At 40.1% G+C, this 26,134-nt stretch carries 22 protein-coding genes, 4 tRNA genes and 1 riboswitch; of the genes, 13 read left to right on the top strand and 13 right to left on the bottom strand.

Annotated elements, in window-relative coordinates:
• The first annotated feature begins 35 nt into the window (after positions 1-35).
• The 3 genes from ASG14_RS02960 (at position 36) to ASG14_RS02950 (ending at position 3,388) form a co-directional block, all read left to right on the top strand.
• Positions 36-1,043, top strand: coding sequence for a homoserine kinase (locus ASG14_RS02960; protein WP_082491312.1), 1,008 nt, complete (start codon positions 36-38; stop codon positions 1,041-1,043).
• Between the two features lie 48 nt (positions 1,044-1,091).
• Positions 1,092-2,402, top strand: coding sequence for a threonine synthase (gene thrC / locus ASG14_RS02955; RefSeq protein WP_056869554.1), 1,311 nt, complete (start codon positions 1,092-1,094; stop codon positions 2,400-2,402).
• A gap of 128 nt (positions 2,403-2,530) precedes the next feature.
• Complete coding sequence (locus ASG14_RS02950) at positions 2,531-3,388, top strand: cupin-like domain-containing protein (protein WP_056869553.1); 858 nt, start codon at positions 2,531-2,533, stop codon at positions 3,386-3,388.
• Between the two features lie 66 nt (positions 3,389-3,454).
• On the opposite strand, the gene ASG14_RS02945 is transcribed toward ASG14_RS02950, so the two are convergent.
• The 8 genes from ASG14_RS02945 to murQ all read right to left on the bottom strand — a co-directional run bounded on the left by ASG14_RS02945 (position 3,455) and on the right by murQ (position 13,639).
• Complete coding sequence (locus tag ASG14_RS02945; protein ID WP_056869552.1) at positions 3,455-4,978, bottom strand: glycoside hydrolase family 10 protein; 1,524 nt, start codon at positions 4,976-4,978, stop codon at positions 3,455-3,457.
• Between the two features lie 118 nt (positions 4,979-5,096).
• Positions 5,097-5,516 carry a tail fiber domain-containing protein gene (locus tag ASG14_RS02940; RefSeq protein ID WP_056869551.1) on the bottom strand — a complete coding sequence of 140 codons (420 nt, stop codon included), beginning with the start codon at positions 5,514-5,516 and terminating at the stop codon, positions 5,097-5,099.
• A 64-nt stretch (positions 5,517-5,580) separates the two neighbouring features.
• Entirely contained in the window at positions 5,581-5,892 is a 312-nt protein-coding gene (locus tag ASG14_RS02935) for a hypothetical protein (protein WP_056869550.1), read from the bottom strand.
• A 120-nt stretch (positions 5,893-6,012) separates the two neighbouring features.
• Entirely contained in the window at positions 6,013-6,966 is a 954-nt protein-coding gene (locus ASG14_RS02930) for a methylenetetrahydrofolate reductase (protein ID WP_056869549.1), read from the bottom strand.
• A 261-nt stretch (positions 6,967-7,227) separates the two neighbouring features.
• A complete protein-coding gene (gene metH / locus ASG14_RS02925) occupies positions 7,228-10,926 on the bottom strand; it encodes a methionine synthase (protein WP_056869548.1) in 3,699 nt (1,232 codons plus the stop codon).
• Between the two features lie 163 nt (positions 10,927-11,089).
• Positions 11,090-11,193: riboswitch (SAM riboswitch) on the bottom strand.
• Positions 11,194-11,307: 114 nt separating this feature from the next.
• Entirely contained in the window at positions 11,308-12,063 is a 756-nt protein-coding gene (locus ASG14_RS02920; RefSeq protein ID WP_056869547.1) for a Bax inhibitor-1/YccA family protein, read from the bottom strand.
• Between the two features lie 39 nt (positions 12,064-12,102).
• Complete coding sequence (locus tag ASG14_RS02915; protein ID WP_056869546.1) at positions 12,103-12,669, bottom strand: hypothetical protein; 567 nt, start codon at positions 12,667-12,669, stop codon at positions 12,103-12,105.
• Between the two features lie 163 nt (positions 12,670-12,832).
• Positions 12,833-13,639, bottom strand: a complete 807-nt coding sequence (gene murQ / locus ASG14_RS02910) for an N-acetylmuramic acid 6-phosphate etherase (RefSeq protein ID WP_056869545.1) — start codon at positions 13,637-13,639, stop codon at positions 12,833-12,835.
• A gap of 177 nt (positions 13,640-13,816) precedes the next feature.
• Between murQ and ASG14_RS02905 the strand changes: the two genes are divergently transcribed.
• Both ASG14_RS02905 and ASG14_RS02900 read left to right on the top strand, forming a co-directional pair.
• Positions 13,817-15,424 carry a S41 family peptidase gene (locus tag ASG14_RS02905; RefSeq protein WP_056869544.1) on the top strand — a complete coding sequence of 536 codons (1,608 nt, stop codon included), beginning with the start codon at positions 13,817-13,819 and terminating at the stop codon, positions 15,422-15,424.
• Positions 15,425-15,514: 90 nt separating this feature from the next.
• On the top strand, positions 15,515-16,021 hold the full coding sequence (locus ASG14_RS02900; protein ID WP_056869543.1) for a GNAT family N-acetyltransferase: 507 nt from the start codon (positions 15,515-15,517) through the stop codon (positions 16,019-16,021).
• Here ASG14_RS02900 and ASG14_RS02895 read toward each other — a convergent pair whose 3' ends face one another.
• From ASG14_RS02895 to era, 3 genes are all read right to left on the bottom strand, one after another.
• Positions 16,022-16,495, bottom strand: coding sequence for an N-acetyltransferase (locus ASG14_RS02895; protein WP_200940306.1), 474 nt, complete (start codon positions 16,493-16,495; stop codon positions 16,022-16,024).
• A 220-nt stretch (positions 16,496-16,715) separates the two neighbouring features.
• Positions 16,716-18,017, bottom strand: coding sequence for a ribosome biogenesis GTPase Der (gene der, locus ASG14_RS02890; RefSeq protein WP_056869542.1), 1,302 nt, complete (start codon positions 18,015-18,017; stop codon positions 16,716-16,718).
• Positions 18,018-18,149: 132 nt separating this feature from the next.
• Entirely contained in the window at positions 18,150-19,046 is an 897-nt protein-coding gene (gene era / locus ASG14_RS02885) for a GTPase Era (RefSeq protein WP_056869541.1), read from the bottom strand.
• Positions 19,047-19,160: 114 nt separating this feature from the next.
• Between era and ASG14_RS02880 the strand changes: the two genes are divergently transcribed.
• From ASG14_RS02880 to ASG14_RS02860, 5 genes are all read left to right on the top strand, one after another.
• Positions 19,161-19,236: transfer RNA gene (locus tag ASG14_RS02880), tRNA-Met, on the top strand.
• A 77-nt stretch (positions 19,237-19,313) separates the two neighbouring features.
• A tRNA-Glu gene (locus tag ASG14_RS02875) sits at positions 19,314-19,385 on the top strand.
• Between the two features lie 73 nt (positions 19,386-19,458).
• A tRNA-Met gene (locus tag ASG14_RS02870) sits at positions 19,459-19,534 on the top strand.
• A gap of 66 nt (positions 19,535-19,600) precedes the next feature.
• Positions 19,601-19,672: transfer RNA gene (locus tag ASG14_RS02865), tRNA-Glu, on the top strand.
• A gap of 307 nt (positions 19,673-19,979) precedes the next feature.
• Positions 19,980-20,483: a hypothetical protein gene (locus ASG14_RS02860; RefSeq protein ID WP_056869540.1), complete on the top strand. Its 504-nt coding sequence runs from the start codon at positions 19,980-19,982 to the stop codon at positions 20,481-20,483.
• Between the two features lie 104 nt (positions 20,484-20,587).
• On the opposite strand, the gene ASG14_RS02855 is transcribed toward ASG14_RS02860, so the two are convergent.
• On the bottom strand, positions 20,588-21,103 hold the full coding sequence (locus ASG14_RS02855; protein ID WP_056869539.1) for a DinB family protein: 516 nt from the start codon (positions 21,101-21,103) through the stop codon (positions 20,588-20,590).
• 312 nt (positions 21,104-21,415) lie between these two features.
• Between ASG14_RS02855 and ASG14_RS02850 the strand changes: the two genes are divergently transcribed.
• Positions 21,416-21,859 (top strand): DUF1569 domain-containing protein, encoded by a 444-nt coding sequence (locus tag ASG14_RS02850; RefSeq protein ID WP_056869538.1) that lies wholly within the window; start codon positions 21,416-21,418, stop codon positions 21,857-21,859.
• A 48-nt stretch (positions 21,860-21,907) separates the two neighbouring features.
• Positions 21,908-22,759, top strand: coding sequence for an alpha/beta fold hydrolase (locus tag ASG14_RS02845; protein ID WP_056870214.1), 852 nt, complete (start codon positions 21,908-21,910; stop codon positions 22,757-22,759).
• A 74-nt stretch (positions 22,760-22,833) separates the two neighbouring features.
• On the opposite strand, the gene ASG14_RS02840 is transcribed toward ASG14_RS02845, so the two are convergent.
• Entirely contained in the window at positions 22,834-23,406 is a 573-nt protein-coding gene (locus tag ASG14_RS02840) for a hypothetical protein (protein ID WP_056869537.1), read from the bottom strand.
• Positions 23,407-23,620: 214 nt separating this feature from the next.
• Between ASG14_RS02840 and ASG14_RS02835 the strand changes: the two genes are divergently transcribed.
• A complete protein-coding gene (locus tag ASG14_RS02835) occupies positions 23,621-26,131 on the top strand; it encodes a zinc-dependent metalloprotease (RefSeq protein WP_056869536.1) in 2,511 nt (836 codons plus the stop codon).
• Positions 26,132-26,134 lie beyond the last annotated feature (3 nt).

Genomic DNA, 26,134 nt, shown 5'->3' with positions numbered 1-26,134 from the left:
CACCGGATTTTTATCCCGGGAAATATAAAATTACAATGCCAAATAACGATTTAAACTTTGCGGATAAGGTAGAGATAGCTGCTAACAACACGAAAGCCCCCTTAAACGGGTTGAGGGTAATTCGCGTTTTTGCTCCTGCAACCGTTGCTAATGTAGTTTGCGGTTTCGATGTATTAGGTTTCGCCGTGAACGAGCCTGGCGATGAGGTTGAAATGCGTTTGACGGAGACGCCCGGAGTAGTTATTAAAAGCATCTCGGGCGATGATGGCCGCTTACCTTTGGATGCCGCTAAAAATACTGTAAGTGCGAGTGTTCAGCATTATTTACAACACATTAACCGCTTAGATGTCGGCGTGGAAATAAAACTGCATAAGAAAATGCCAATCGGCAGCGGCCTGGGTTCAAGTTCGGCCAGTACTGTTGCTGGTTTATTCGCCATCAATAAGTTAATGGGCGATTTATTATCACCAAAAGAACTGGTTCCTTTCGCAATGAAAGGTGAAGAACTGGCATGCGGTTACGGACATGCAGATAACGTGGCACCGGCAATTTTGGGCGGCTTTGTTTTGGTGAGAAGCTACGACCCTTTAGACGTAATTTCCCTGCCAACACCTGCCGGAATGTATGCAGCAATTGTTTATCCTGAAGTTGATGTACCTACAAAAGATGCCCGCCAAATGATTAGAAGTAAGGTTTTGTTAAAGGATGCCGTTACGCAATGGGGAAATGTGGCGGGCTTGGTGAGTGGTTTATTTATGAACGACCTCGATCTCATCGGCCGGAGCATGAAAGACGTTCTTGTTGAACCGACACGCTCAATCCTGATACCTGGCTTTGAAGAAATGAGGACCATTGCTATGGAAAATGGCGCTATCGGTTTTGGAATATCCGGGTCGGGCCCTTCTGTTTTCGCCCTGGCAAAGGATGAAGAAACCGCGAGAAAAATAACTAAAGCCCAGCAACAACATTTGCATAAAATTAATATCAACAGCAAAGCGTATGTGTCTTCCGTTAATGCCCAGGGACCAATCGTAATCGAGTAAATATTATTTGACAACAGCTGATGTAATCTTATCAGGTAGAACTTAAACATGAAACTATATTCAACCAATAATAAAGATTTACGTGTTTCTTTTAAAGAGGCCGTTTTTAACAGTATGCCACAGGATAAAGGCTTATACATGCCTGTGGATATTCCACAAATAGACGCAGACTTCATCGAAAATATCCACCAATATTCTCTGCCAGAAATTGCTTACAGAATAGCCTCCACGCTGTTAAAAGATGAAATCCCTGCTCAGGATTTAAAAACGCTTGTTGAAGATGCCATCAACTTTGAAGCCCCGGCTGTAAAATTAGATGACAATACTTTTGTGTTGGAGCTTTTCCACGGTCCATCATTGGCTTTTAAAGATTTTGGCGCTCGTTTTATGAGCAGAGTAATGGCTTACTTTTTAAAAGATGGTGAGCAGTTGTTGGATGTTCTGGTAGCAACTTCGGGCGATACCGGCGGTGCAGTGGCGCTTGGCTTTTTAGGCGTACCGAACACACGGGTAACAATACTGTATCCAGAGGGAAAAGTTAGTCCGATACAAGAATTGCAATTAACCACAAACGGTAAAAATATTAGGGCTATCGAGATAAAGGGTACTTTTGATGATTGCCAGGCGCTAGTTAAACAGGCTTTCGCTGATGAGGAACTGAACGCAAAATTCCGCCTTACATCTGCCAATTCTATCAATATATCGAGGTTAATTCCGCAGACATTTTACTATTTTAACACGTACGCACAACTAAAAAAACAAGGCTTTAAAGAAGTTGTATTTTCAGTTCCAAGTGGAAACTTTGGCAATATCGGCGCTGGCTTACTTGCCTGTAAATTAGGTTTGCCAGTTAAACAATTTATCGCCGCAACCAATGTAAACGATACGGTACCAAGATTTCTGGAGACAGGCGTATATGAAACGAGGCCATCTACACAAACGTTCTCAAACGCGATGGACGTTGGTGCGCCAAGCAACTGGATACGCATCATGGATTTATTTGCGGGTGATGTTCAGAACCTCAAAAAACTGGTAACTTCTTATCGGTTTACGGATGATGAAACGTTAGCTGGCATCGAAGAAATAGATTCGAAATATGATTATGTGGCTTGCCCGCATACTGCAATTGCCTACTTAGCGATTGAAAAGTTTAGAGCAGAAAATCCCCAGGATAAAAGTGCGGCGGTATTTTTATCTACGGCTCACGCCTGCAAATTCCCTGATATCTTCCCCGAAAATATCGCTGCAAAGATCGAAATCCCAGAGCAAGTTAAAGCTTTGGAAACCCTGCCGAAATATGCAGATAAGCTTGGCGCAGATTTTAAAGGCTTTAAAAGCTACCTGATGGATAAGGCCTAGATTTTCAGATATTTAACATATTTATATTTCGTTCTGAGTAAAAAAAAATATAGATTTGAATGTCGCCTTCTATTGAAATAATTTTCGAGCTATGGTGAACACTTTTGTAATCCCTAATCGCTCTAAAAATGACGACAGTTGATAGAAGATACGATCTTTCTCACCAGGAATTCATCGAAAAATATCAGAACACTGGCACTCCGGTAATCCTCGAAAACGCGACAGATGCATGGGGCAGAGACAAAATGTTTACGCCCGATTTTTTTAGAAAAAACTTTGGAGATAGGACAACAACTTTTGCTACCGAGCAATACTCTATTTCCGAGATTCTCGACTTAACGGAAAAAAGCACACTGGAAAACCCAGCTCCATACCCTGTTAAGTTTAATATTCTAAAACAGTTGCCAGAATTGTTATCTTACTTCGACCCGCTGCACATGAATTTGTGTACGCCAAACTGGTTAAAAGCTAAAGCATTAAAGAACAAACTTTCCAACGGAATGGACTTACACATTGGTGGAGTTGGAAATGCTTACGAAATTCATAAAGACACCTACCACGTTCATGCGTGGCTTATTCAGCTTTACGGTGAAAAGGAAATTATTGTTTTCCCGAGAGAACAGCAAGAGCTGATGTATCCGGGAAAAAGTGGTTTACTGGCCTCGAGGTCTCCAATAAACATCATGAATCCTGATTATGAAAAGTACCCAAATTTCAAGAATGCGACACCAATTAAATCAATTATAAAAGCGGGCGAGGTTTTCTACATACCCAGCGGTGTTTGGCATACAACCAAGGCATATGGCCAAAACATTTCAACGATAATGGACCAGATGAATTCCACAAACTTTAAGGCTTGGCGAAACGATGTTTACAGCTACAAGGCTTACTACGATAAAAAAAGGGCAATGATTGATTATCTGGCCGCAAGCTGCATTTGCGCCGGTTGTAAAATTGCAGATAAAATTGGTATCAAAATAGAATAATGCTTTAAGCTTACTTTTTATTGAAATGCCGGTTGAGCTGAATTATTTCGCTTTAGCTTTCAAAAATCACTTATTTTCAAATTCTTTTAACACATCCTCAATCCGTACCTCACTCTCATTACCCGTCCTATCTACCGCGGTGACGGCTATCGATTGTAAATTTTGCTTAATTAATTTAGCTTGGTCTGCAAAGATTGATTTTTGAACAAGCAAAAACCTGCTCTTGTAATTAAGAATGGTGTAGTTCCACTTTCCGCCATAATTAGTGTATACGATGTATTTAAAGTCATCACTTTTATTAGCAGGTTTCCATTTAATGTATAAGTCTGCTTCCCTGTTTTCAACCTCTACTTTAGGTGATATAGGCTTTTCGCTATCCAGCCAGGGTGAAGCCGGAACCAAAGCCTCCTCCTTGTAAGGACCTTTTAGCAAATCATTTCTTAAACTTTCGTGTGTGAGCAATGCGGCAATACTCCAGTGTGCAGCACCAGGTGATTTCGGTAAAATACCCCTCGTAATCATAATCTGATTTATAATTTCATCGCTGTTTTTTTCACCACCGCCAATGCCGCTGTTCATTCCGGGCCAAAGATGCCGCTGTTTTGTATTTTCAGACTGCCACCAGCCCAGCAAAACGGGAAAACTTTGTGGAATATTATTGACCTGCCAATAGAGTTGCGGCATAAAATAGTCAATCCAACCTTCGTTAAGCCAAAGTTTTGCATCAGCATAGAGTTTGTCATACTGGTCGAAACCTTTTATAGATGCTGGGAAGCCTGGCCGCCAGATACCGAACGGACTAACGCCGAATTTCACATATTTCTTTTCTTCTTTTATCGTTTTGTAAATTCTTTGAATAAATAGGTTTACCTGCTCACGGCGCCAGTCGCCACGTGCCAGCTTACCACCGGCCGCCTGGTATTCGGCATAACTTTCAGCATCCGGAAAATCTTCACCGCCATTATATTCCGCATATGGATAAAAATAATCATCGAAATGAACTCCATCTATATCATAGCGCCGCACAATATCTTTAACCACCGCTGCAGATAAATCTTGCGTTCCTTTTTTCGATGGATCAAGCCACCAATAACCTTGTTTAAGTTTATAAACGAGTTCGGGGTGTTTTTTTACCACTGAAAATTCTGATGGTTCGCCGCCGGATATGTGATGTGCACGGTAAGGATTTAACCAAACATGCAGTTCTAAGCCTCTTTCGTGTGCTGCCTCTACCCAAAATTGTAACGGATCATAACACGGTTTCGGAGCCTGCCCTTGCACGCCGGTTAAGAAATACGACCAGGGTTCTAAATTACTCTTATACAAGGCATCTGCTTGTGGTCTAACCTGAAAAATAACAGCATTGAAATTATTTTTCTTCAGCATGTCCAGTAAGGCAATTGCTTCGTCTTGCTGTTGCTGAGTAGACAAGCCAGGCTTACTCGGCCAGTTTATATTGGCAACTGATGCAACCCAGGCAGCACGAAATTCTCGCTGTGGCTTCGGTATTTCTGGTTGAACGATCTGTTGACCTGTTGAACGAAGTGCAAAACAGATCAATACAAGTAAAAAGACTAAATTATTTCTCATAACAAATAAAGGAAAATAAACCTAAGTCAATTATTTCGCTTTGAATGTAACAATTTATTTGTTTTTGAAATAAAAAAGGCCGGAATTTGATGTTCCGGCCTCATAATCAGCTTAAAATTTACCTGGTATTTTTTTCTTTTAAAGCATTCAGCTCTCGCTTCAGCTGTTCAATTTGCACTTGCTGTTCTTTTATGCTACCAACCAAAAGCGGTATTAAGCTTTCATAATCTACAGTTGAAACTGTGGCAGTTCTGAAAGCATTTTTTCCAACTGTGTAATCTTTAGCTTGCCTTTTAACCAGTTCTGGAAAAATTTTTTGAACGTCTGCCGCTACAAACCCGTAATATTCTTTATCGGGTATTGCCAGCTTGCCTACCCATTTCGCATCGTAATTGAAACTTACCGGTTGTAGCTTAGAAACCAAAGAAATCGAATTATTTATGGGCTGGATATTGGTTTGCGCAACTTCTTGTGCGCCGACTTTTATAGATGCGGAAATTAAAAATACCGCAAAATAGAATGAAATTGCTCGTTTCATATCTTCAGAATTTATTAAAATGAAAAAATGGATAATTAACTTCCTTTAACAGAAGTATGATTTTTTAACTAAACGGGGCGGACGGCGGAGGGGTTAATACCTCTGGAAAATAGGCTAGTTTATTAAAATATTGGGGGATATTTATTCGCTTTGTATTTGCCGCAACCGCTGCAATATTTTCAACCGTGAAGAAGTTGTGATTAACACATTCTAATTCCACCTTCTTTTCTTCCTTCTCAGTTGCATCGTCTGTGGAAGATGTATTTTCAATAGGAGCACCAGAAAATTTCAGGCAGGATGAGAGATTGCCGGCCTTGATAAAAATGGCGAGCGTGACAACAAAAATCAATAATAATTTAAGTTTAATCGACTTCATGCTAACAAAGATAGTCTATAACACTTGGTAAACAGCTAAGCCTTGGTTAAAGTTCTGTAAGAAAATATAAACGAGACGCACAAAATTTTTGCAACGTCATACTTGCGTTGCAACGCTATATTAAAAAATAGCTTTTGCAATTCTTTTCGTCTGCTCAGGTTTACCCATAGTGTAAAAATGCAACACGGGTACTCCAAAATCCATAAGTTCTTTACATTGTTTAATCATAGCTTCTGTACCAATTTCCTTAGCCTCCGCATTACTTTTCGCATGACTCAAAGCATCAGTTAAGTCTTCCGGTAAATCGATGTGAAATATTTTAGGCAGAACATTAAGTTGGCTGAGTGTACTAATAGGCTTTAAACCCGGTATAATTGGCACATTAATATCGTTTTCCCTGCATTTCTTCACAAAATCGAAATACTTTTGGTTATCAAAAAACATCTGAGTTACAATAAACTCTGCACCCATATCTACCTTTTTCTTCAGAAACCTGAAATCTGTATTTAGGTTTGGCGCTTCAAAATGTTTTTCAGGGTAACCGGCAACGCCGATGCAAAAATCACTCTTAAAAGTTTCTACATCCTCATGGAGAAATTTGCCGTCGTTATGGTTTTTGATGTGTTCAATTAAATCTGTTGCATAGCAATGGCCTCCTTTTGTTGGTATAAATGCCGAGTCTGCCGCACGTGCATCGCCTCGTAGCGCCAAAACATTATCTATGCCTAAAAACTGCAAATCAATTAATGCATTTTCCGTTTCTTCTCTCGTAAAACCACCACAAATTAAATGCGGCACAGCATCGATTTTATATTTATGAATTATTGCTGCGCAAATTGCAATTGTACCAGGGCGTTTTCTGTAAGAAACTTTTTGCAATAAACCGTTATCCTGTTCTTTGTAAATGTAATCTTCTCTTAAAGAGGTAACATCAATAAAAGGTGGATCAAACTCTAACAAGGGGTCTATCGCATCATAAATCCACTGAATACTTTGCCCTTTTATTGGTGGTAAAAGTTCGAAAGAGAACAAGGTTTTACCTTTTGCATTTTTTATATGTTCTGTAATTTTCAATTTGGTAAAAGGTTTTGGGTTAAAAGTCTGGATGATTATTTAGCCAACTTTTGATAATAATTTATAAATCCATTAAGTAATTTTCTAATCATTGCAGGTTAGAGCGTCAATTTTATATTCACATCATTCAAAAAACCTAACTAAAACAATGGTGTAATTCCGTTTCAATTTCGTAAATAATGCCTGTTTCGATATAAAAAGATGGTATAGCCATTCTCTATTCGCAGTTTAACTTATAACCTTTAAAGCACAACTTGTAAACTAATAAGCTAAATTAGGCGAGAGCCATCGCTCTGCTTCCTCAATAGTCATCCCTTTTCTGGTTGCATAATCATCCACCTGGTCTTTCGTAATCTTACCCAGGCCGAAATACCTCGATTCGGGACTTGCGAAATAAAAACCACTTACCGCGGCAGTAGGGTACATGGCGTAGCTTTCGGTTAGGCGCAGGCCAATCTGGTTTTCAGCATCAAGCAAAGCAAATAAAGTTCCCTTTTCGGTGTGCTCCGGACATGCCGGGTAACCTGGCGCCGGACGAATGCCAGCATATTCCTCTTTAATTAATTCCTGATTACTTAGATTTTCATCCTGAGCGTAGCCCCAGAATTCTTTTCGCACACGTTCGTGCATGCGCTCGGCAAAAGCTTCAGCTAACCTGTCAGCAAGGGCTTTTGCCATGATACTGTTGTAATCGTCATGGTTATCCTCAAACGCTTTCACAAGTTCATCTATACCGATACCAGTAGTTACCGCAAAGCAACCAAAATAATCCTGAATGCCGGATTCTTTTGGCGCAATGAAATCCGACAAGGCGTAATAAGGCTGTCCGTCGACTTTTTCGGCCTGCTGACGGAGGGTATGTATTTTAACCGATTGCCCTTCGTTACCAGAAATTTGCTGGCCTTGCGCATCGTAATCGGACACCCGCAGCTCGATATCATCTCCTACCGCATTTGCCGGCCAAAAACCGATTACGCCCCTTGCGGTTAGCAATTTTTCATCTAAAATCCGTTTCAGCAAAAGCTGCGCATCATCAAAAAGCTTTCTAGCTTCGTCGCCAACATTCTTATCCTCAAAAATCTTTGGGTAGCTGCCCCGAAGTTCCCAAGTGTGGAAAAATGGTGTCCAATCGATATACGGAACCAGTTCTTCCAATGAATAGTTATCAAAAACTCTCGTGCCAATAAATTCAGGCACGGGTAAGTCTGGCTTAAAGTCTATCTTAAATTTATTAGTTCTCGCTTCTTCCAAGGTTTTAAAGCGTTTATCAGAACGCTTATTCAAATGCGCTTCGCGTGCTTTTTCATACTCAGCTTTAATGCCGGCAACATAATCATTTTTTGTCTCAGGATTCATTAAAGTGCTGCAAACCGTTACGCTACGAGATGCATCTAAAACGTGTATCGCCGGACCAGAATAATTAGGAGCAACCTTAACGGCCGCATGTATACGCGATGTGGTCGCCCCACCAATTATCAATGGAATCGTAAATCCCTCCCGCTCCATTTCTTTCGCAAAATGAACCATTTCATCTAAAGAAGGTGTAATTAAGCCACTAAGGCCAATAATGTCTGCATTTATTTCTTTGGCTTTTTTGATGATTTCCTGTGCCGGAACCATTACGCCCATATCTACAATTTCAAAATTATTACAGGCGAGCACAACGCCCACAATATTTTTCCCAATATCATGAACATCACCTTTAACAGTTGCCATCAAAACTCTTCCTGCTGATGAATTCTGATCTTGATCAGGATTATCTAGCTTCTCCTGCTCAATGAAGGGCAGCAGGTAAGCCACCGCTTTTTTCATTACCCGGGCCGACTTTACAACCTGAGGCAGGAACATTTTTCCAGCTCCGAACAAGTCGCCGACAATGTTCATTCCATCCATCAGCGGACCTTCAATAACCTGAATTGGCCGGGGATATTTCTGACGTGCCTCTTCAACATCATCATCCAGATATTCAACAATACCTTTAACCAAGGCATGGGATAATCTTTCCTCTACCGGAGCCTTTCGCCACTCTTCATCTTTAACTATTTCTTTTCCTTTGGATTTTACCGTCTCGGCGTACTCAACCAATCGTTCGGTTGCATCTTCCCTGCGATTTAAAAGCACATCTTCTACACGTTCTAAAAGTTCTGGCGGAATCTCCTGGTAAACTTCGAGCATACCGGCATTTACAATGCCCATATCTAAACCCGCCTGGATGGCATGGTAAAGAAATGCGGAGTGCATCGCCTCGCGTACAACATTGTTACCTCTAAAAGAAAACGAAATATTTGAAACGCCACCACTTACTTTAGCGTGAGGGAGGTTTTCTTTTATCCATCGGGTTGCATTTATGAAATCGACAGCGTAGTTATTATGCTCCTCTAAACCTGTTGCTACAGTTAATATGTTCGGGTCAAAAATAATATCCTCTGCAGGGAAGCCAATTTCGTATACCAAAATATCGTAACTTCTTTTGCAAATTTCTTTTCTGCGCTCGTAATTGTCGGCCTGGCCCTGCTCATCGAAAGCCATTACAACAACGGCAGCACCATATTGCATAATTTTGCGGGCACTTTCGCGAAATTTATCTTCGCCCTCCTTTAATGAAATGGAATTTACAATTCCTTTGCCCTGCAGGCACTTTAACCCATTCTCAATTACCGACCATTTAGACGAATCGACCATAATAGGCAGCTTTGCAATATCAGGTTCGGAAGCAATTAGGTTCAGGAATTTAGTCATCGCGGCTTCCGAGTCGAGCATTCCCTCATCCATGTTTACGTCGATAACCTGGGCACCACCTTCAACCTGCTGCAAGGCAACAGCAAGGGCGGCCTCATAATCGCCACCTAAAATCAGTTTCGAGAATTTTGGCGAACCTGTTATGTTTGTTCTTTCGCCGATGTTTACAAAAATACTTTCAGGTGTTATGGTAACGGGCTCCAAACCGCTTAAACGCATAAAAGGCTCAATTTTGGGTATTTTCCTTGGCGATGCCTTTCGGGCATTTGCAGCAATACAGCCAATATGGTCTGGCGTGGTGCCGCAGCAACCGCCGACAATGTTCACAAATCCAGAGGCTATAAAATCATCAACAAGATGGGCAGTTTCATGGGGTTGTTCATCGTAAGCACCAAACTCGTTTGGCAAGCCGGCATTTGGATAAGCCGATACATAACATCCTGCCTTAGCAGCCAGTTCTTCAATATGGGGGCGCATTTCTTTGGCCCCAAGTGCGCAGTTGAAACCAATACTTAAGGGTTTTGCATGCATTACAGAGTTTAAAAAAGCTTCAGCTGTTTGTCCGGAAAGTGTTCTCCCTGACGCGTCGGTAATGGTCCCCGAAATCATAATTTCGAGTTTTCGACCAATTACCTCTTCGTATTTTTTAATGGCAACTATAGCCACCTTAGCATTTAGGGTATCGAAAATGGTTTCAATTAGCAGCACATCAGAACCGCCATCTACCAAACCGCGAACCTGCTCGTAATAGGCAGCTTCCAATTCGTCGAAATAAACAGCTCTAAAACCAGGGTCGTTTACATTTGGCGACATAGAAAGGGTGCGGTTAGTTGGGCCAATTGCACCAGCAACAAAGCATTTCCTGTCCGGGTTTGCTGCCATAAACTCTTCGACCGCCTGTTTAGCGACACGAGCACCCTCGAAACTCATTTCGTAGGATAGATCTTCCATCTGGTAATCGGCCATGGAAATGCGTTGCGTACTAAAGGTGTTTGTTTCGATAATATCTGCGCCAGCATTGAGGTACTCTAAATGTATGGCTTTAATAATATCTGGGCGGGTAATGTTAAGCAAATCGTTGTTGCCCTTTACATCACAGGGATGGTTTTTAAACCGTTCGCCCCGAAAATCTTCTTCGGTTAAAGTATAGCGCTGAATCATAGTGCCCATCGCACCATCAATCACCAAAATACGCTTTTCTAATTCTTCTCTAATGCTCATACTAGTATTTAGTAGTTAGTATCGAGTATCAATACATTCGACACGAGATGTAACTACGTTTCGACCCAATATGCAATCTGGAATTTATCGAAAAATACCCTAGATTATATACTAAGTACCAAAAAAAGCTTATTTAAAAAGTTGGCAATTAATTACCTTCCAAAACTTATCTTCTCTCGCTACTGCTGAGATTAGAATTTAGCACCTTGTTGGCACAGGTTGCTAAGACATCGTTGGGTCTAATCCCTCCGTCTTTCTTAATAAGCGTACAAAAATGCAACAAAGCAACATCAATTCCAAAAATTATCGTTTAGCAACCAAATAAAATTACAAAGGCCACGCAAAGTTGCATGGCCTAAAGAATATTGTTTTGTGTTAGACTTATTTTCTACTTCCAAAAATGCGAAGTAAGAAAAGGAATATGTTCAAGAAATCAAGGTATAAAGACAATGCGGCTACGATTGCCATTTTTTTCGATTCTACAGCCAATACTTGTTCGCCACTAGCCTCAATTCCTTCGCCAATACGCTTAATTTTTTGAACATCATAAGCAGTTAAAGCAGTAAAGATTGCTATACCAATGAAAGCCATTATCAAACTAAACTGCTCGCTTTGAATAAACATGTTTACCACGCTTGCTATTACCAAGCCAATTACGCCCACCATCAAAATGGGACCGAACTTACTCAAATCGATGTTTGTAGTGTAGCCCATTATCGCCATAATACCAAAAATACCCGCTGCACCTGCGAAACAGCTCACAACCGACCCTGAAGTATATGCAAGCAAAATAAAGCTTAAGCTTATACCTGTTAGCACTGAATAAAGTACGAAAACACCTACTAAAGCCGGTAAAGATAGTCTGCTTAAACCAAAGCCCATTAGTAAAACCAACCCAAGCGGTGCAAACATGGCAGCGTAGCCGAAGATGGACATTCCAACCTTTCCGGTTTCTGGATTGATAGTCATTAGGTACTGCATTAACTGTTCGTTAGTGCCGAAAAGATAAGCAGCCACAGTTGATAAACTCAACGCTACAAACATCCATAAAAAGACATTTGCAAAGAATTTTTTGGAAACAGAGCCTTCTTGTACGAAAACACTGTTGTCCTGATATTGATAATTTTGTTGATCCATTTTTGTTTTTTGTATTTAAATTATATAAAAATAAATATTTTAATTCAATCTTTTTGTCAGGAATTCTTCAACTTTTTTAAAGAATTGAAGTGGCTTTAAAGTGCGCCAGGGCATATTATCGAAAGCACCGCCAAAGTTAATGTAATAATCGATACTGTTTTCCTTAAACTCTCTTATTACATGTTCCTGAAAATTTACCCCAACAATCCAGCCGTCTTCAACTTCCTGAAACCATTCTTCGTAATAGCTATCATCTGAAGCGTGGAAGTTTAAAATATTTTCACCTATCAGGATAAATTTATTGATACCTTCATCCATCATCAGTTCCAGAATGTCCCGCTTCAAAAGCATTATATCGTTGTTAATGGCGTCGTTCCATTCCCCTATAAATTCGATAACAGCATAGCTCCTGTCGTAATCGGCGAAAAGCACTTTCATGTAAAGTGTATTAGAGCCAAATTCATCCCACTGCGGATGTAACAAAAAATTATATATCTGTTTATCGAAATATAATTCAGAATACTCGGTATTGTAGAAAGGTGAACGATCGTCTTCTGCCGAAATGTATTCATCTCTCCACTGGTAATAAGGCTCTATTTCGTGCATTTTCTATCTTTATTGAATAAGTGATTTTTGCATGAAAAAGTTTTAATTGAGCGAATCGTATTCACAACCGGCCAATAAAATTCAGGCTTACGTGCGTACACTTATTGAACAATTTTTTAACCCAATCATTAAGAATTTATCACCTAATCTTTCCCTAATAAGGTTACTTTTGCCCCGCTTCTACCGCTTTGCGAACGCTTCCATAACGGTTAAGTAAATCTGCAGCATTTTCATATTCAATGTTCAATTCATCGGCTACCATTTGCGTTCCGCGATCTACAAGCTTATTATTGGTTAACTGCATATCAACCATTTTATTGCCAACCACACGGCCCAGCTGAACCATAACTGTGGTACTCAGCATATTTAAAACTAATTTTTGCGCTGTTCCTGATTTCATTCTGGTAGAGCCGGTAATAAACTCCGGGCCAACTACAACTTCAACAGGGAAATCAGATTCTGCCGCTATCGGCCCACCGGTATTACAAACAATGCAGCCGGTTAAAACGCCAATTTTGCGGGCCGTATTTAAGCCGCCAATTACGTACGGTGTTGTGCCTGAAGCCGCTAAGCCAACCAGGCAGTCTTTTTCATTAATGTTGAATTCCTGCAAATCTTTCCAGGCTTGTTCGGGATCATCTTCTGCAAATTCTACGGCTTTTCTAATCGCTGTATCTCCACCCGCAATAATACCCACAACCCAATCGAAAGGAACTCCATAAGTTGGCGGACATTCAGATGCATCGACAACGCCTAAACGGCCGCTGGTACCCGCACCAATATAAAACAAACGCCCACCTTTTTTCATTCTTTCAGCAACTGCCGATGTAAGTTTTTCAATCTGAGGCAAACATTTTTCAACTGCAAAAGCAACAGTTTTATCTTCATTATTTATGCCTTGCAGCACTTCCAAAACAGACATTTTCTCTATGTTGTTATAATTGGATTCGTGCTCGGTAACTCTGTCCATAATTTTAATTTTGATAAAATTCGGTAATTTCTTTTTAAAATCTACCCTAAAAATCCAAAAATATCGATACCTGAATTTTGATGCGTTAATAATTGTTAAATATTAGAAACAAAAGACGATAAAAAGCAGTTAAAAAATTAATCAACCCGCTAATTTTCATAAATTTGCACAACGTCGATGAAAAAAAATACCCGCAATAACATCCTGATTGCTTTGAGCTATTCATTAATTTTGATAGTCGGGATGTTTTTGGGCATAAAATTTATTAAAGACCAGGGATTTGGCGTTGAGAGAAGTCCGGCCTTAACTGCAAAAAATTCTGACAAACTCGACGAAATTCTTCATATTATCAATGGCAACTACGTAGATGATATCAATACTGATTCGTTACAAAATCTGCCTATAGACAGTGTTCTGCATCAGCTGGATCCGCACAGCGTTTACCTCCCGCCGGCTAATGCTCAAGACATGCAAAATGATTTGGAGGGTAACTTTGAAGGTGTAGGCATTGAATATTATATGCTAAACGATACCATGATGGTTACCGGCGTTATTAAAGACGGACCTGCTTATCAGGCTGGTATAAAACTCGGCGATAAAATTTTAAGTATTGATACAGCAGTTGTTAGTGGCCGCAAATTACCTAAAGATCAACTCAGCGGCCGTTTTAGAGGTAAAGCAGGCAGCGGTGTAAACGTACTTTTAATGCACAGCGGAAGCCAGTTGCCTAACCGCGTAATGGTAACCAGGGGCAAAGTAAATATTAGCAGTATCGATGCCGCTTACATGATTAATACAGAAACCGGCTATGTACGCATCAGCAAATTTGGCGCAAATACCGACAGCGATTTTTCTGCTGCTGCCGCAAGCTTGAAGGCAAAAGGAATGAAAAAACTTATCCTCGATTTACGGGATAACGGCGGAGGTTACTTTAGTGCCGCTACAGGCCTCGCCGATCAGTTTTTGCCAGAAAACAAACTCATTGTTTACACGCAGGGTAAGCACGAACCGCGTACAGATTATTTCTCGACCGGCACCGGAGCCTTTCAACAAGGCAAACTTGCTATTTTAATAAATGAAAACACAGCTTCGGCAAGCGAAATTGTTGCCGGTGCAATACAGGATTTAGGTCGCGGAATAATTGTTGGCCGCCGTTCTTTTGGTAAAGGGCTTGTGCAGGAACAATTCTCTTTTGAAGATGGTTCTGCCTTAAACTTAACAATTGCCAGATATTATACTCCATCCGGAAAAAGCATCCAAAAATCTTATAAAAAAGGTTACGATGCGTACAAACATGAATTAGATGAAAGAATGACAGACGGAGAACTAACCGGCGACTTAACATCTTTCAGAGATTCTGTCGAAAAAAATGGGGGTATAAATTTGTCGCAGCCCAGAAAACCTAAAACGAGTGGTGGCATACAGCCCGATGTTTTTGTGAAGCTGGATACAACGGGTTACAACAAATTTTACAGTTCATTAGTTAGTAAAAGAGTCCTTTCCGATTACGTGTTCAATGTGCTCACAAGTAAATATACTGGTGCTTACATCGAACAAAATATTAATGTATTTAACTTAAACGACACGGACTTTAAAGATTTTATCGGCTTTCTGCAACGGAAAAATGTGCCGATAGACCGCTTTCAGCTGTATAATTCCAAAATAGTGATACTTAATGACTTGAAAGCACTTCTATGCAGATACTACCTTGGCGATGTTGGTTATTACCGTGCCGCCAACCAGAATGACAATGCGGTAAAGCAAGCACTTGCAAACCTACAGTAATTGCTGATTTGCAGTAATTTTAGCTCTTATTAATTCAACCTGCGGTATTTGGAAACTCGAAAATCTATCCTCCCAAATTCGAACTTAAACATGATAGAAACGGAAAGACTCATACTTCACCCGCTTACACACAACCAACTTTTAAAATACATTGCTAATGATAATTCGCTCGAGCAAGAATTGCAATTGCTTCCTTCTGAAAAGAAAATTTCTAATGAATTGAAAGAGGCTTTGGAGCAAACAATTTTACCCAATGTGCACAATAAGGATAAAAACTACCTATACAATACTTTGTGGGCATTGATTTCAAAAGCGGATAGAAAACTGATTGGCGATTTATGTTTTGTTGGCGAACCGGATGCGAACGGTGAAATAGAAATTGGTTACGGCACCTATGAAGCGTTTAGGGGAAAAGGATTTATGACCGAAGCAGTTGCCAGAATAATTGAATGGGCGAAGCAACAAGAAGGCGTGAAAATAATTACAGCATCAACAGCGGTCGATAATGTGGCATCGTACGCTATATTGGAAAAAAATAATTTTGTGAAAATTGCTGAAGGTGAGGGTATGTTTACCTGGAAATTAGACCTTCAATAATTAAACTTCGATTTCAAACAGACTTAAACTTATGCCTTCATAATGTTTTGGCAGACCTTCTGTTTTTTCCATAACAGCAACACCAACATAGTTAAAACCGCAGCCAGTATAATATTCTAATAACTTTTCATTGTCGGCCCAGGTATCCATTCTGATAAACTTAATGCCATTTTTAAGGGAAAATGCTTTTGCCCATTTAATAATCTCCTTTACAAAAGCAAAACCTCGAAATTTTGAATGTGTTACAATACGATGGATGTAAATTGAATCCTGATCTTTGTTGCCCCAAATCAGTTTATCGTTGAAAGTGACTGCAAAGATACAGGCCGTGGCACCATCTACCAGAATTTTATACTGCCTGTTCTCTGAAATTTCTGTTTCAATTAATGCCCTGCTGAAACCTTGCCAATGCTTATTAAAAACTTTTTTTTGATGAGCAACTGCGATATCGTAAAACTCGAAAATGAGTTCCATATCTGAAATTTGGCTGTTTTTAACCTCGATTTGCATTGTGCGAAGATAAGGATTACGATTTTAAATTATTTAAACCTGATTGAAGCGGAAATACTTTTTGATGAAGTTTGCAACGGGTTCACACTGACAAATCGCAAAAAGATTTTAGCAAAAAGCAGGGCTGCTTTCTCCGATGGAATGCGAACCCTGCTTTTCTGAATATTATAAATTTTAATCCGGCTTACTTCTGTCTGAAATAAATCTGAATCGGCGCACCCGAGAAATCAAAATTCTCTCTAAGCTTATTTTCTATGAAACGCTTATATGGATCCTTAATGTACTGAGGCAAGTTGCAGAAAAACGCGAACATTGGCGAAGTAGCATTAATTTGGGTGATGTATTTTATTTTGATGTGCTTACCTTTTAATGCCGGCGGTGGAAATTTCTCAATTAAAGGCAACATCACGTCGTTTAATTTTGACGTAGGTATTTTCTTGCTACGGTTCTTATAAACCTCGAGCGCAGCCTCAATAGCTTTAAAAATCCGCTGTTTGTTTAAAACCGAAGTAAAAACAATCGGTACATCGGTAAAAGGGCGAATACGTTCCTGAATCTGCTCTTCGAAAGCCTTCATGGTTTGCGTATTCTTCTCAATCAAATCCCACTTATTTACCAAAATAACAATACCTTTTTTGTTTTTTTCGGCAAGGTGGAAAATATTTATATCCTGGCTTTCGATACCTTCCTGCGCATCAATCATCAAAACAACAACATCGGCTTCTTCTAAAGCCTTTATGGTACGCATTACCGAATAAAATTCAAGGTTTTCTTTAACCTTGGTTTTCTTACGCAGCCCGGCTGTATCAATTAACATAAATTCATGCCCAAACTGGTTGTAATGAATTTTAATCGAATCGCGGGTTGTGCCAGCATTTGCCGTTACAATATTGCGCTCTTTACCAATTAAGGCATTAACTAAAGATGATTTACCAACATTCGGCCTTCCAGCAATGGTTATTTTTGGCAACTGGTTTTCTTCTTCCGGAATATCTTCGAAATGTTTAACTATTTCGTCAAGTAATTCGCCAGTTCCGGAGCCAGTCATTGATGAAAGTGGGAAAACCTCACCTAAGCCAAATCCGTAAAAAGTACTTATTTCGCTATGTAACGCTGTATTATCAACTTTATTTGCGGTAACAAACACTGGTTTATTGCTTTTGCGAAGAACCTGCGCAATGTCATCATCTAAATCGGTAATGCCGGTAGTTACATCAACCATAAAAATAAGCACGCTGGCTTCTTCTATGGCAATCATTACCTGCTCCCTGATTGCCGCTTCATAAACATCTTCAGAATTTGCAACATAGCCACCCGTATCAATCACGGTAAACTGCCTGTCGGTCCATTCGGCTGTACCGTAATGCCTGTCGCGGGTTACGCCACTTAAGTCATCTACAATAGCTTTACGGCTTTCGGTTAATCTGTTAAAAAGTGTGCTCTTGCCTACGTTTGGCCTGCCTACGATGGCTATAATGTTACTCATGGTATGTCTTAATTGATAGTTAATGGCTTATAGTTAACGGTCTGGATGTTCAGCAAGCTGCTTAAACTAATTAGGCTATCAGCCATTGACTATCAACTACTAACCGATTTATTTCGGGCTGCAAAGGTACGGTTAATTATCGTAACCAAAACTTTTTAGGTAGTTCTTTTTACTTCTCCAATCGGGAATTACTTTTACAAACATTTCGAGAAACACTTTTGTATCTAAAAACTTCTCGATTTCGATACGTGCTTCTGTACCAACTTTTTTAAGCATGCTGCCGCCAGTACCAATTAAAATATTTTTTTGCGAATCTCTTTCTACAACAATTTCTGCGGTAATGCGAACCATAGCCCCTTTACCATTTTTCATTTCTTCTTCTTTGAAACTCTTAACGATAACTTCGGTACTGTAAGGAATTTCTTTTTGATAGTTAAGAAAAATTTTCTCGCGAATAATCTCTGAAACGAAGAATCGCTCTGAGCGATCCGTCAAATCTTCTTTATCGTAGTACGGTGGGTGTTCGGGCAGCATTTCCAAAACCCTGTCCAGCAAACCATCAACATTATGGTTGTGTAGCGCCGAAATTGCATAAATAGCAACCGGATTTAATTTTTCCTGCCAAAAGGCTATCTTCTCATCAACCTGCTCTTGCAGGGCTTTGTCTATCTTGTTTATCAGAACAATAGTTGGGATGTTTCTATTAAGAATTTTCTCCAAAACATCTTCTTCATCGTAAGCTTCATTAATGTCGGTTACAAATAAAAGTACGTCTGCATCGGTCAAAGATCCGTTCACAAAACTCATCATACTCTCTTGTAAACTGTATTTTGGCTTGATAATTCCTGGAGTATCTGAGAAAACTATCTGATATTCTGCTTCATTTACGATACCTAAAATACGGTGTCTTGTGGTTTGAGCTTTAGGTGTAATAATGCTAAGTCGCTCGCCTACAAGCACATTCATGAGGGTTGATTTACCTACATTTGGTTTACCTATTATACTTACAAAACCTGCTTTATGCGCCATTAAAATATTTTTTAAAAAAAATTTGCAGTACAAAGAAACGAATTATATCTTTGCATTCCAATTCGGAAACAGAGTTAAGGATTTAATTGAATTGAAAAAACGAGTTGTATAAAGTGCGGGGTGGAGCAGTTGGTAGCTCGTCGGGCTCATAACCCGAAGGTCGCACGTTCGAGTCGTGTCCCCGCTACCAAATTGAGTGACGATTTTAGATTGACGATTTGAGATTTTTTAAATCATAATTCTAAAATTTCAAATCGTAAATCAAATGGCCCGTTCGTCTAGGGGTGAGGACGCCAGATTTTCATTCTGGAAACAGGGGTTCGATTCCCCTACGGGCTACGAAACCGCTTGACAAAAGTTTAGCGGTTTTTTTATCAAAAAAGGTTGGTATATCCTTAAAAATACAATAGAATGCGGGGTGGAGCAGTTGGTAGCTCGTCGGGCTCATAACCCGAAGGTCGCACGTTCGAGTCGTGTCCCCGCTACCAAATTGAGTGACGATTTTAGATTTTAGATTTTTTTTTAAATCGTACTTCTAAAATCGTAAATCAAATGGCCCGTTCGTCTAGGGGTGAGGACGCCAGATTTTCATTCTGGAAACAGGGGTTCGATTCCCCTACGGGCTACGAAAAAGCATTAACCTTGGGGTTGATGCTTTTTTTATATATAATCATTTCTAAAGATTTTCCTCCATTTTTCCTGGTTGCAAGTTGCCATAAATTTAGGTGACTATAATTTTAAACCGAATCGATTTCCCTTGCTAGATGCCTTCGAATTCGGCTTCTGTTACCGTTTTATAAAATATTTACAAAGTTTACATCTTTATTTACAATCCAAAATGTATTGCAGAAAAGCTATCAACGTAGATTTGTTCTATAAATACTGAAGGATATGAAAATTCAAAAAACTGTAATCTAGGCGCTGATTGTATCAATGGTGATAATAAGCGGACTTGTGTTTGCCAATCGTGAAATTAAGGGAGTAGACAGGCCTTTATCTGATAGTTCTAACAACGCCAGCTTGAATGAACGCAAAAGATGGGAAGCATCGCCAGACGGTATAAAATATAAAAAATGGGACGCATCGCCCGAAGGCAAGAAAGTACACGCCAGCAACGATAGAATAAAGCACTATTTAAAAAATTTTGAAAACATGGAGGCCGTGGTAAAGTCTGTTACTTTTTCGCGTCAGGGTGCCAAATCATCTTCACCAAAATGGCTCATTGTTGAGATTGATGGCGCAACATATATGATGCAATTTACCCTGAAAGAGTTTCGGCAATTTAGTAGTTTGAAAGTTGACGACAAAATAATTGTACGCAGCCACAGTGCCGGCTTTTCGCCCAATCATCCATACCTAATCGTATCGGGCGACTATATTGAGCAAAATAAAAAAGTGATTTTTAAACGCGACTTTAATAAAAATAATGGCTGTTAAGCTCTTTATTAACTGGTATTTGCAAAGGTCTTGGAACACTTTTCATAAGCGTCGCCCCTACTTGTTGCAGCGAAAAGCATTAATCTTTTGGTTGATGCTTTTTGCTAAATGCCACCATTTTTTACAACAGCGACAGTTACCATTAACTGACCCACATGACGCATTGTGTGTTCCGCCCCATGCACCAGTAAACCTATAACTGTAGATGGCAAACCTGCACGGCCAATGCCCCTGAAATCGCCGAAGGTGGATTCATCGGTAACCTTAATTTGCGCTAATGCCACATCAACCTGTTTGTTAAACCTTCCAACTAAATCTGAAACCGTATAGCCGATTGCCGAATCATTACCTTCTTCTGCAAGCTGCTCAAATTGAAATTCGGAAAGTTTTTCATTCCTTGCATAAGTAAAAACCCGGTCTAAAACTCCACTTAAATGCTGCAAATGAAAACCGGTAGAAGCCATACCGGCAGGACGATGCCAAAGCAATTCAACAGGAAAAGCAAACATATATTCATTAACCTCTTCTCTTGCCTGCAATAATGCATGGGCAATTGGCTGTAAAACCGGTAATATATCGGGCAATGGACCACGCTGCCAAACTTCTAATTTCTGAGCCATTTTAATTCTAAATTTTTGCTACCCAAATATTAGCGTTATGGAAAGAATAAAAATTAGCCATAGCGACAAAATTGCGACAAAATAAGGTTTTGTCAAGGCTTTATTCTTCTTTGCCCCCGCCACAGAGGTTACTCCGAAAAAAAATTCTAAAACTAATTCGATCATAACAATTTTTAAACTAAGATACTAAAAATGAAAATGTTGTTACAAAAATTGTCATTTTTAATTGTCTCATTCTATCCCTTAGTTTGTCTTAAGCTAACCGATCGTAACTTAGGTTTATCAATTAGCTTTGTTTCTAGTCTAGAATATATGAAAACCATACTAAACAAAGAAAATAGAGCAGAAATATTAAACAGAATTTCAAGCTTAAATGAAAACAACGAACCACTCTGGGGGAAAATGAACGTTTACCAAATGCTTAAACATTGTGTTCTTGCGGAAGAAATGTATTTAGGAAAAACACGGTATAAAAGAACATTTTTAGGTTTGCTCCTTGGCAAAATGATGTTAAAAAAGATGCTTAAAGATGGTCCAATGGAGAAAAACGCACCGACTAGCGCTCACTTTGTAATTCGAGAAACTGAAGGCGTTGCAGATACCGAGAAACAGAACTGGATTTCGTTGATTAAAGAATATGAATTTCTGCCGGACGATAACCTCAATCACTGGTTTTTTGGTAAAATGACTAAAGAACAAATAGGATACTTTGTATATAAACATGCTGATCATCACCTTCGTCAGTTTAACAACTAAAATAAAACCTTATCCATGAACAGGTTAACCTACAAAATAATTATTTTTATGCTAGTAGAATCACTCTTATTTTTATGGTCTACGCCTTTAAGTGCGCAGAACACTGCCGAGATGAAACAATCGATGAGTGCAGGTTATGCCCCTGTAAACGGAATAAAAATGTACTATGAGGTTTACGGGGAAGGCAATATCCCTCTGATATTAATTCATGGCGGCGGCTCGACAATCGAAACCTCTTTTGGAAACTTATTGCCTTTGCTTCACGACTATGGAAAAATTATAGCTGTAGAGTTGCAGGCACATGGCCGCACCACTGACCGTAATAAGCCGGAAACCTTTGAGCAGGACGCAGATGATGTGGCCGCTTTAATTAAATTTTTAAAACTGGAAAAAGTAAATATTTTAGGTTTCAGCAATGGTGGTACCACCACATTACAAATCGCAATCAGGCACCCCGAAGTGGTAAATAAAATTGTTGCGATCTCAGCCAGCTACAAACGCGATGGATTAATAAGTGGTTTCTTCGACGGCATGAAAAATGCCAGTTTGGACAACATGCCAGCACCCTTAAAAAAAGGATTTTTAGACGTAAATCCGAGCCAAAAAGGATTGCAGACAATGTTTGAAAAAGACAAAAACCGGATGATTAACTTCAAAGATTATGATGACGAAGCAATAAAATTTGTTAAAGCTAAAGCATTATTTATTGTTGCTGATAATGATGTAATCACCATCGAACACACGGTAAAAATGTCGCGTATGGTTTCAGGGTCGCAGCTTGCAGTTTTACCAGGAGTTCATGGCTCGTGTATTGGCGAAGTTTGTGTGAACATTGAAGGAAGCAAAATACCAGAAGCGACCTCACTCCTGATAAAAGAATTTCTAAATGAGCAACATTAACCGGCAGGCAAGTTAATATGATAACGTTATCGGAAAAAATAAGATATCTGGGCTTCCTAAAAGCATTAGCCGAATTACTGAATTTTAACAGCTTTGACTAAATAACCATTGCTCCTGTTATTTGGATCATGAACTACGGTAGCATCTATTAAAACTTTTGCGGCGTATTGAGGGTCTGATTGAAATTTGGGCGCTAATGCCAATACCTCTTCTAACTGTTTCTTCACTAAATCGTTATCAGCCCTTAGTACGTAGCTTCCATAAAAAAATGTTTGCTTATCAAGGCGTAATGCCAAACCTGTTGAGAAAAGCCTGTTGCTCTTCAATGAAATATTAAATGGTTCGTTCCCTGAATAAATTTCCTTATTAAGCACTTTCACAAACTTATACCACCTGCTTGGGCCATCCATTGGTGCAACATCGGGTATGTAAATTTCGGCGCTCACCTTGTAAGTATAGCCCAGTTCGCGTTCGTCAAATCCCTCCAGATAAGTATCAACAGGCGTTTTTGCCGGCAAATTAAAAATCATTTGTGCATCTGCGGTAGCATAATGGTCAACAAATAATTCGACGACCTTACCGTTTTCAGAATTCTTTTTGCACCCGATGGATAGCAACACTAAAAGTACAAGAGGAAGATAGCGCATAACTTATTTTTTTGACTGTAACGTTAGAAGATTTAAAAACGCTACTTCGAACATACATATTTTTTTCCAAGCCGTTGTGCACAATTTAGAATCTTCACCATCAAAAAGTTACGCGACTAACAAGTTGTTAATGATGGTTTAAATTATATTTGTTTGGCAAAACAAAATTTTACCCAGGTTTTGGTTTGCATCCTTAAACCAAATCTATTCCCATATGATTAAAAAACTTTACGCATTAGCGATGCTTGCACCACTATTTGTTTGCGAAACTACGTACGCACAAATTGCCCCTGCAGGTGCAAGAACGCAAACAGTAGCGCCCGCAACAAGCATTTCTGCCTTTACCAAAGATTTCAAAAAACAGGAAGGGTATTTTAATTTCTATTACGATGAAAAATCTGGAAAAGTGTTTCTGGAAATTTCTGCCTTTGATAAAGATTTCTTGTACTTCAGTTCGTTAACGGATGGAGCCGGAAGAAATGCGGAGCGTGGTGGGGCATCTACAGATGTTGCCCGTTTCATAAGGGTTGGTCCTAAAGTTTTTTTGCTTGAACCTAATCTGGCTTACCGTGCAGGGAATGGCAATCCTGATGAAGTAAAAACTGTTGAAGGATCGTTTGCGAAATCAGTTATTTGGGGCTTTGCGCCTGTTGCAATAGAAGGCGAGAAGGTTTTAGTTGATTTAACGCCGTTCATCATTCGTGATAGTCAGAATATTGGCGGTACCATTGGTGCGCCTGCTTCTTCTGGTGGTGCAGGCGGAAGAGGCGCAGCAAGTGGCGGCGGAACGTATCGTGTAGACGAAACACGCTCGGCAGTATATCTACCTAATACAAAAAACTTCCCAAAAAATACAGAGTTTGAGGCCATGCTCACTTTCACGGGTGGCGCACCGAGCGGAAGAGGCAACATAGCGCCCGACGCAAACGCGGTAACTGTCAGAATGCATCAATCTTTCGTCGAACTACCTGACAACAACTTCAAACAACGGAAATTTGATCCCCGTTCCAGTTACCAGCTTTTCAGTTACACTGATTTTTCTGCGCCAATGTCCGAACCGCTTGTTAAGCGCTTTACCAGAAGACATCGCCTGGAAAAAAAAGACCCGAATGCTAAAATGAGTGAGGCGGTTAAGCCAATTGTTTATTATATTGATAGAGGTGCGCCGGCGCCGATAAAGAAAGCATTAATTGAGGGTGGTGCCTTTTGGAATGAAGCTTTTGAAGCCGCTGGTTATAAAAATGCTTTTCAGGTAAAAGAATTACCTGAAGGTGCTGACCCAATGGATATCCGTTACAATGTTGTAAACTGGATTACCAGGGCCGGAAGCCCGAGGGCCTTCTCCTACGGTTCTTCTTATAGCGACCCAAGAACAGGTGAGATTATTAAAGGTGTGGTAACTTTGGGTTCCGACCGCCACCGCCAGGATTATTTAATTGCCGAAGGTTTATTGCAACCTTACGCAGATGGTAAACCCGTAAGCAAAGCGATGGAAGAGATGGCAATTGCCCGGATCAGACAATTATCAGCGCATGAAATCGGCCATACACTTGGTTTAAACCACAATTTTGCAGCGAGCCCGAAAGAGCGGGCCTCGGTAATGGATTACCCGTTTCCGCGTATCAAACAAAAAGCTGATGGTAGCATTGATTTATCTGATGCTTATGCAAAGGAAATTGGGAGCTGGGATAAAAGGGCAATAATTTGGGGTTACAGCGATTTCCCGAAAGGGGCAGATGAAAATGTCGAACTGGATAAAATTATGAACGAAACCTTAAAACAGGGGTTTCAGTACATTCCCGATATCGGTGGCTACACGCATCCAAATGCAAACCAATGGGAAGACGGCGAAAATACCATTACCGAACTGAACAGGTTAATGAAAATTCGCAGACAGGTTTTAGATAACTTTTCGGAGAAAGCTATTGTTAAAGACGCACCGATGGCTACACTACAAGAGGTTCTAGTGCCAATTTATTTATTGCACCGCTACGAAATTGAAGCTGTAGCAAAAAACATTGGCGGCTTATACTTTACGCATGCCGTAAAAAACGATGGACAAAAACCCACAAAAATGGTAGACCCTGCGCAACAATGGGCTGCTTTTGATGCATTGCTTGCAACTGTTAGCCCAGAGGCCTTAGCGCTACCTGAAAGCCTTATACAAAAAATTCCACCCCGCCCTTCCGGCTATCCCGCATCTGCTGAAACCTTTAGCGGCTACACGGGCCCAACATTCGACCCGATTGCTACCGCAGAGGCTGCGGCGAATGAGACCATTTCGTCGTTGTTAAATCCGGAGCGGGCATCACGTTTAGTCGAATATAATTCACGCGATTCAGAACAACCTGGCTTAATTGCCGTTGTCGAAAAATTACTATCAAAAACCTGGAGAGCCGAGCTTTTACCGGGCTATAAAGGCCAGTTGCAAGTTATGGTAAATAACCTTACGCTTAAATATTTGCTCCAGCTCGCTGCCAACAGTCGTGCTTCAGAAAGTGTTAGAGGCGAAGCGCTTCTGGAAATATCCGAACTAAAATCCTGGATGAACGGAAAACTAAGTGCTGCTGAGCCAAAGCGGAAGGCAAATATTCTATATGGCCTGTCGCAAATTAGGGCGTTTGAAGAGTCGCCCGCCAAATTTCAGCCAGAACCAGCACAGGTAATGCCGCCGGGTGCGCCAATTGGTATGGGTAGCATGGATTTTACCGAAGATTGGAAATAGCAA

Source organism: Pedobacter sp. Leaf194, from assembly GCF_001423945.1.
In the GTDB taxonomy this organism is placed as follows: Bacteria; Bacteroidota; Bacteroidia; order Sphingobacteriales; family Sphingobacteriaceae; genus Pedobacter.
The sequence above is the reverse complement of the archived record's forward strand: the minus strand, read 5'-3'. Positions and strand labels throughout refer to the sequence as shown.

Bases quoted from the DNA above. Each gene is read 5' to 3' on its own strand.
- ASG14_RS02855 (WP_056869539.1), bottom strand. From the start codon at position 21,103: ATGGCTCAGAAATTAGAAGTTTGGCAGCGTGGTCCATTGCCCGATATA.
- ASG14_RS02960 (WP_082491312.1), top strand. From the start codon at position 36: ATGCCAAATAACGATTTAAACTTTGCGGATAAGGTAGAGATAGCTGCT.
- ASG14_RS02935 (WP_056869550.1), bottom strand. From the start codon at position 5,892: ATGAAGTCGATTAAACTTAAATTATTATTGATTTTTGTTGTCACGCTC.
- era (WP_056869541.1), bottom strand. From the start codon at position 19,046: ATGGCGCATAAAGCAGGTTTTGTAAGTATAATAGGTAAACCAAATGTA.
- ASG14_RS02835 (WP_056869536.1), top strand. From the start codon at position 23,621: ATGATTAAAAAACTTTACGCATTAGCGATGCTTGCACCACTATTTGTT.
- ASG14_RS02845 (WP_056870214.1), top strand. From the start codon at position 21,908: ATGCTAGTAGAATCACTCTTATTTTTATGGTCTACGCCTTTAAGTGCG.
- ASG14_RS02840 (WP_056869537.1), bottom strand. From the start codon at position 23,406: ATGCGCTATCTTCCTCTTGTACTTTTAGTGTTGCTATCCATCGGGTGC.
- ASG14_RS02905 (WP_056869544.1), top strand. From the start codon at position 13,817: ATGAAAAAAAATACCCGCAATAACATCCTGATTGCTTTGAGCTATTCA.
- thrC (WP_056869554.1), top strand. From the start codon at position 1,092: ATGAAACTATATTCAACCAATAATAAAGATTTACGTGTTTCTTTTAAA.
- ASG14_RS02915 (WP_056869546.1), bottom strand. From the start codon at position 12,669: ATGCACGAAATAGAGCCTTATTACCAGTGGAGAGATGAATACATTTCG.
- murQ (WP_056869545.1), bottom strand. From the start codon at position 13,639: ATGGACAGAGTTACCGAGCACGAATCCAATTATAACAACATAGAGAAA.
- ASG14_RS02920 (WP_056869547.1), bottom strand. From the start codon at position 12,063: ATGGATCAACAAAATTATCAATATCAGGACAACAGTGTTTTCGTACAA.
- ASG14_RS02900 (WP_056869543.1), top strand. From the start codon at position 15,515: ATGATAGAAACGGAAAGACTCATACTTCACCCGCTTACACACAACCAA.
- ASG14_RS02945 (WP_056869552.1), bottom strand. From the start codon at position 4,978: ATGAGAAATAATTTAGTCTTTTTACTTGTATTGATCTGTTTTGCACTT.
- der (WP_056869542.1), bottom strand. From the start codon at position 18,017: ATGAGTAACATTATAGCCATCGTAGGCAGGCCAAACGTAGGCAAGAGC.
- metH (WP_056869548.1), bottom strand. From the start codon at position 10,926: ATGAGCATTAGAGAAGAATTAGAAAAGCGTATTTTGGTGATTGATGGT.
- ASG14_RS02950 (WP_056869553.1), top strand. From the start codon at position 2,531: ATGACGACAGTTGATAGAAGATACGATCTTTCTCACCAGGAATTCATC.
- ASG14_RS02850 (WP_056869538.1), top strand. From the start codon at position 21,416: ATGAAAACCATACTAAACAAAGAAAATAGAGCAGAAATATTAAACAGA.
- ASG14_RS02895 (WP_200940306.1), bottom strand. From the start codon at position 16,495: ATGGAACTCATTTTCGAGTTTTACGATATCGCAGTTGCTCATCAAAAA.
- ASG14_RS02860 (WP_056869540.1), top strand. From the start codon at position 19,980: ATGGTGATAATAAGCGGACTTGTGTTTGCCAATCGTGAAATTAAGGGA.
- ASG14_RS02940 (WP_056869551.1), bottom strand. From the start codon at position 5,516: ATGAAACGAGCAATTTCATTCTATTTTGCGGTATTTTTAATTTCCGCA.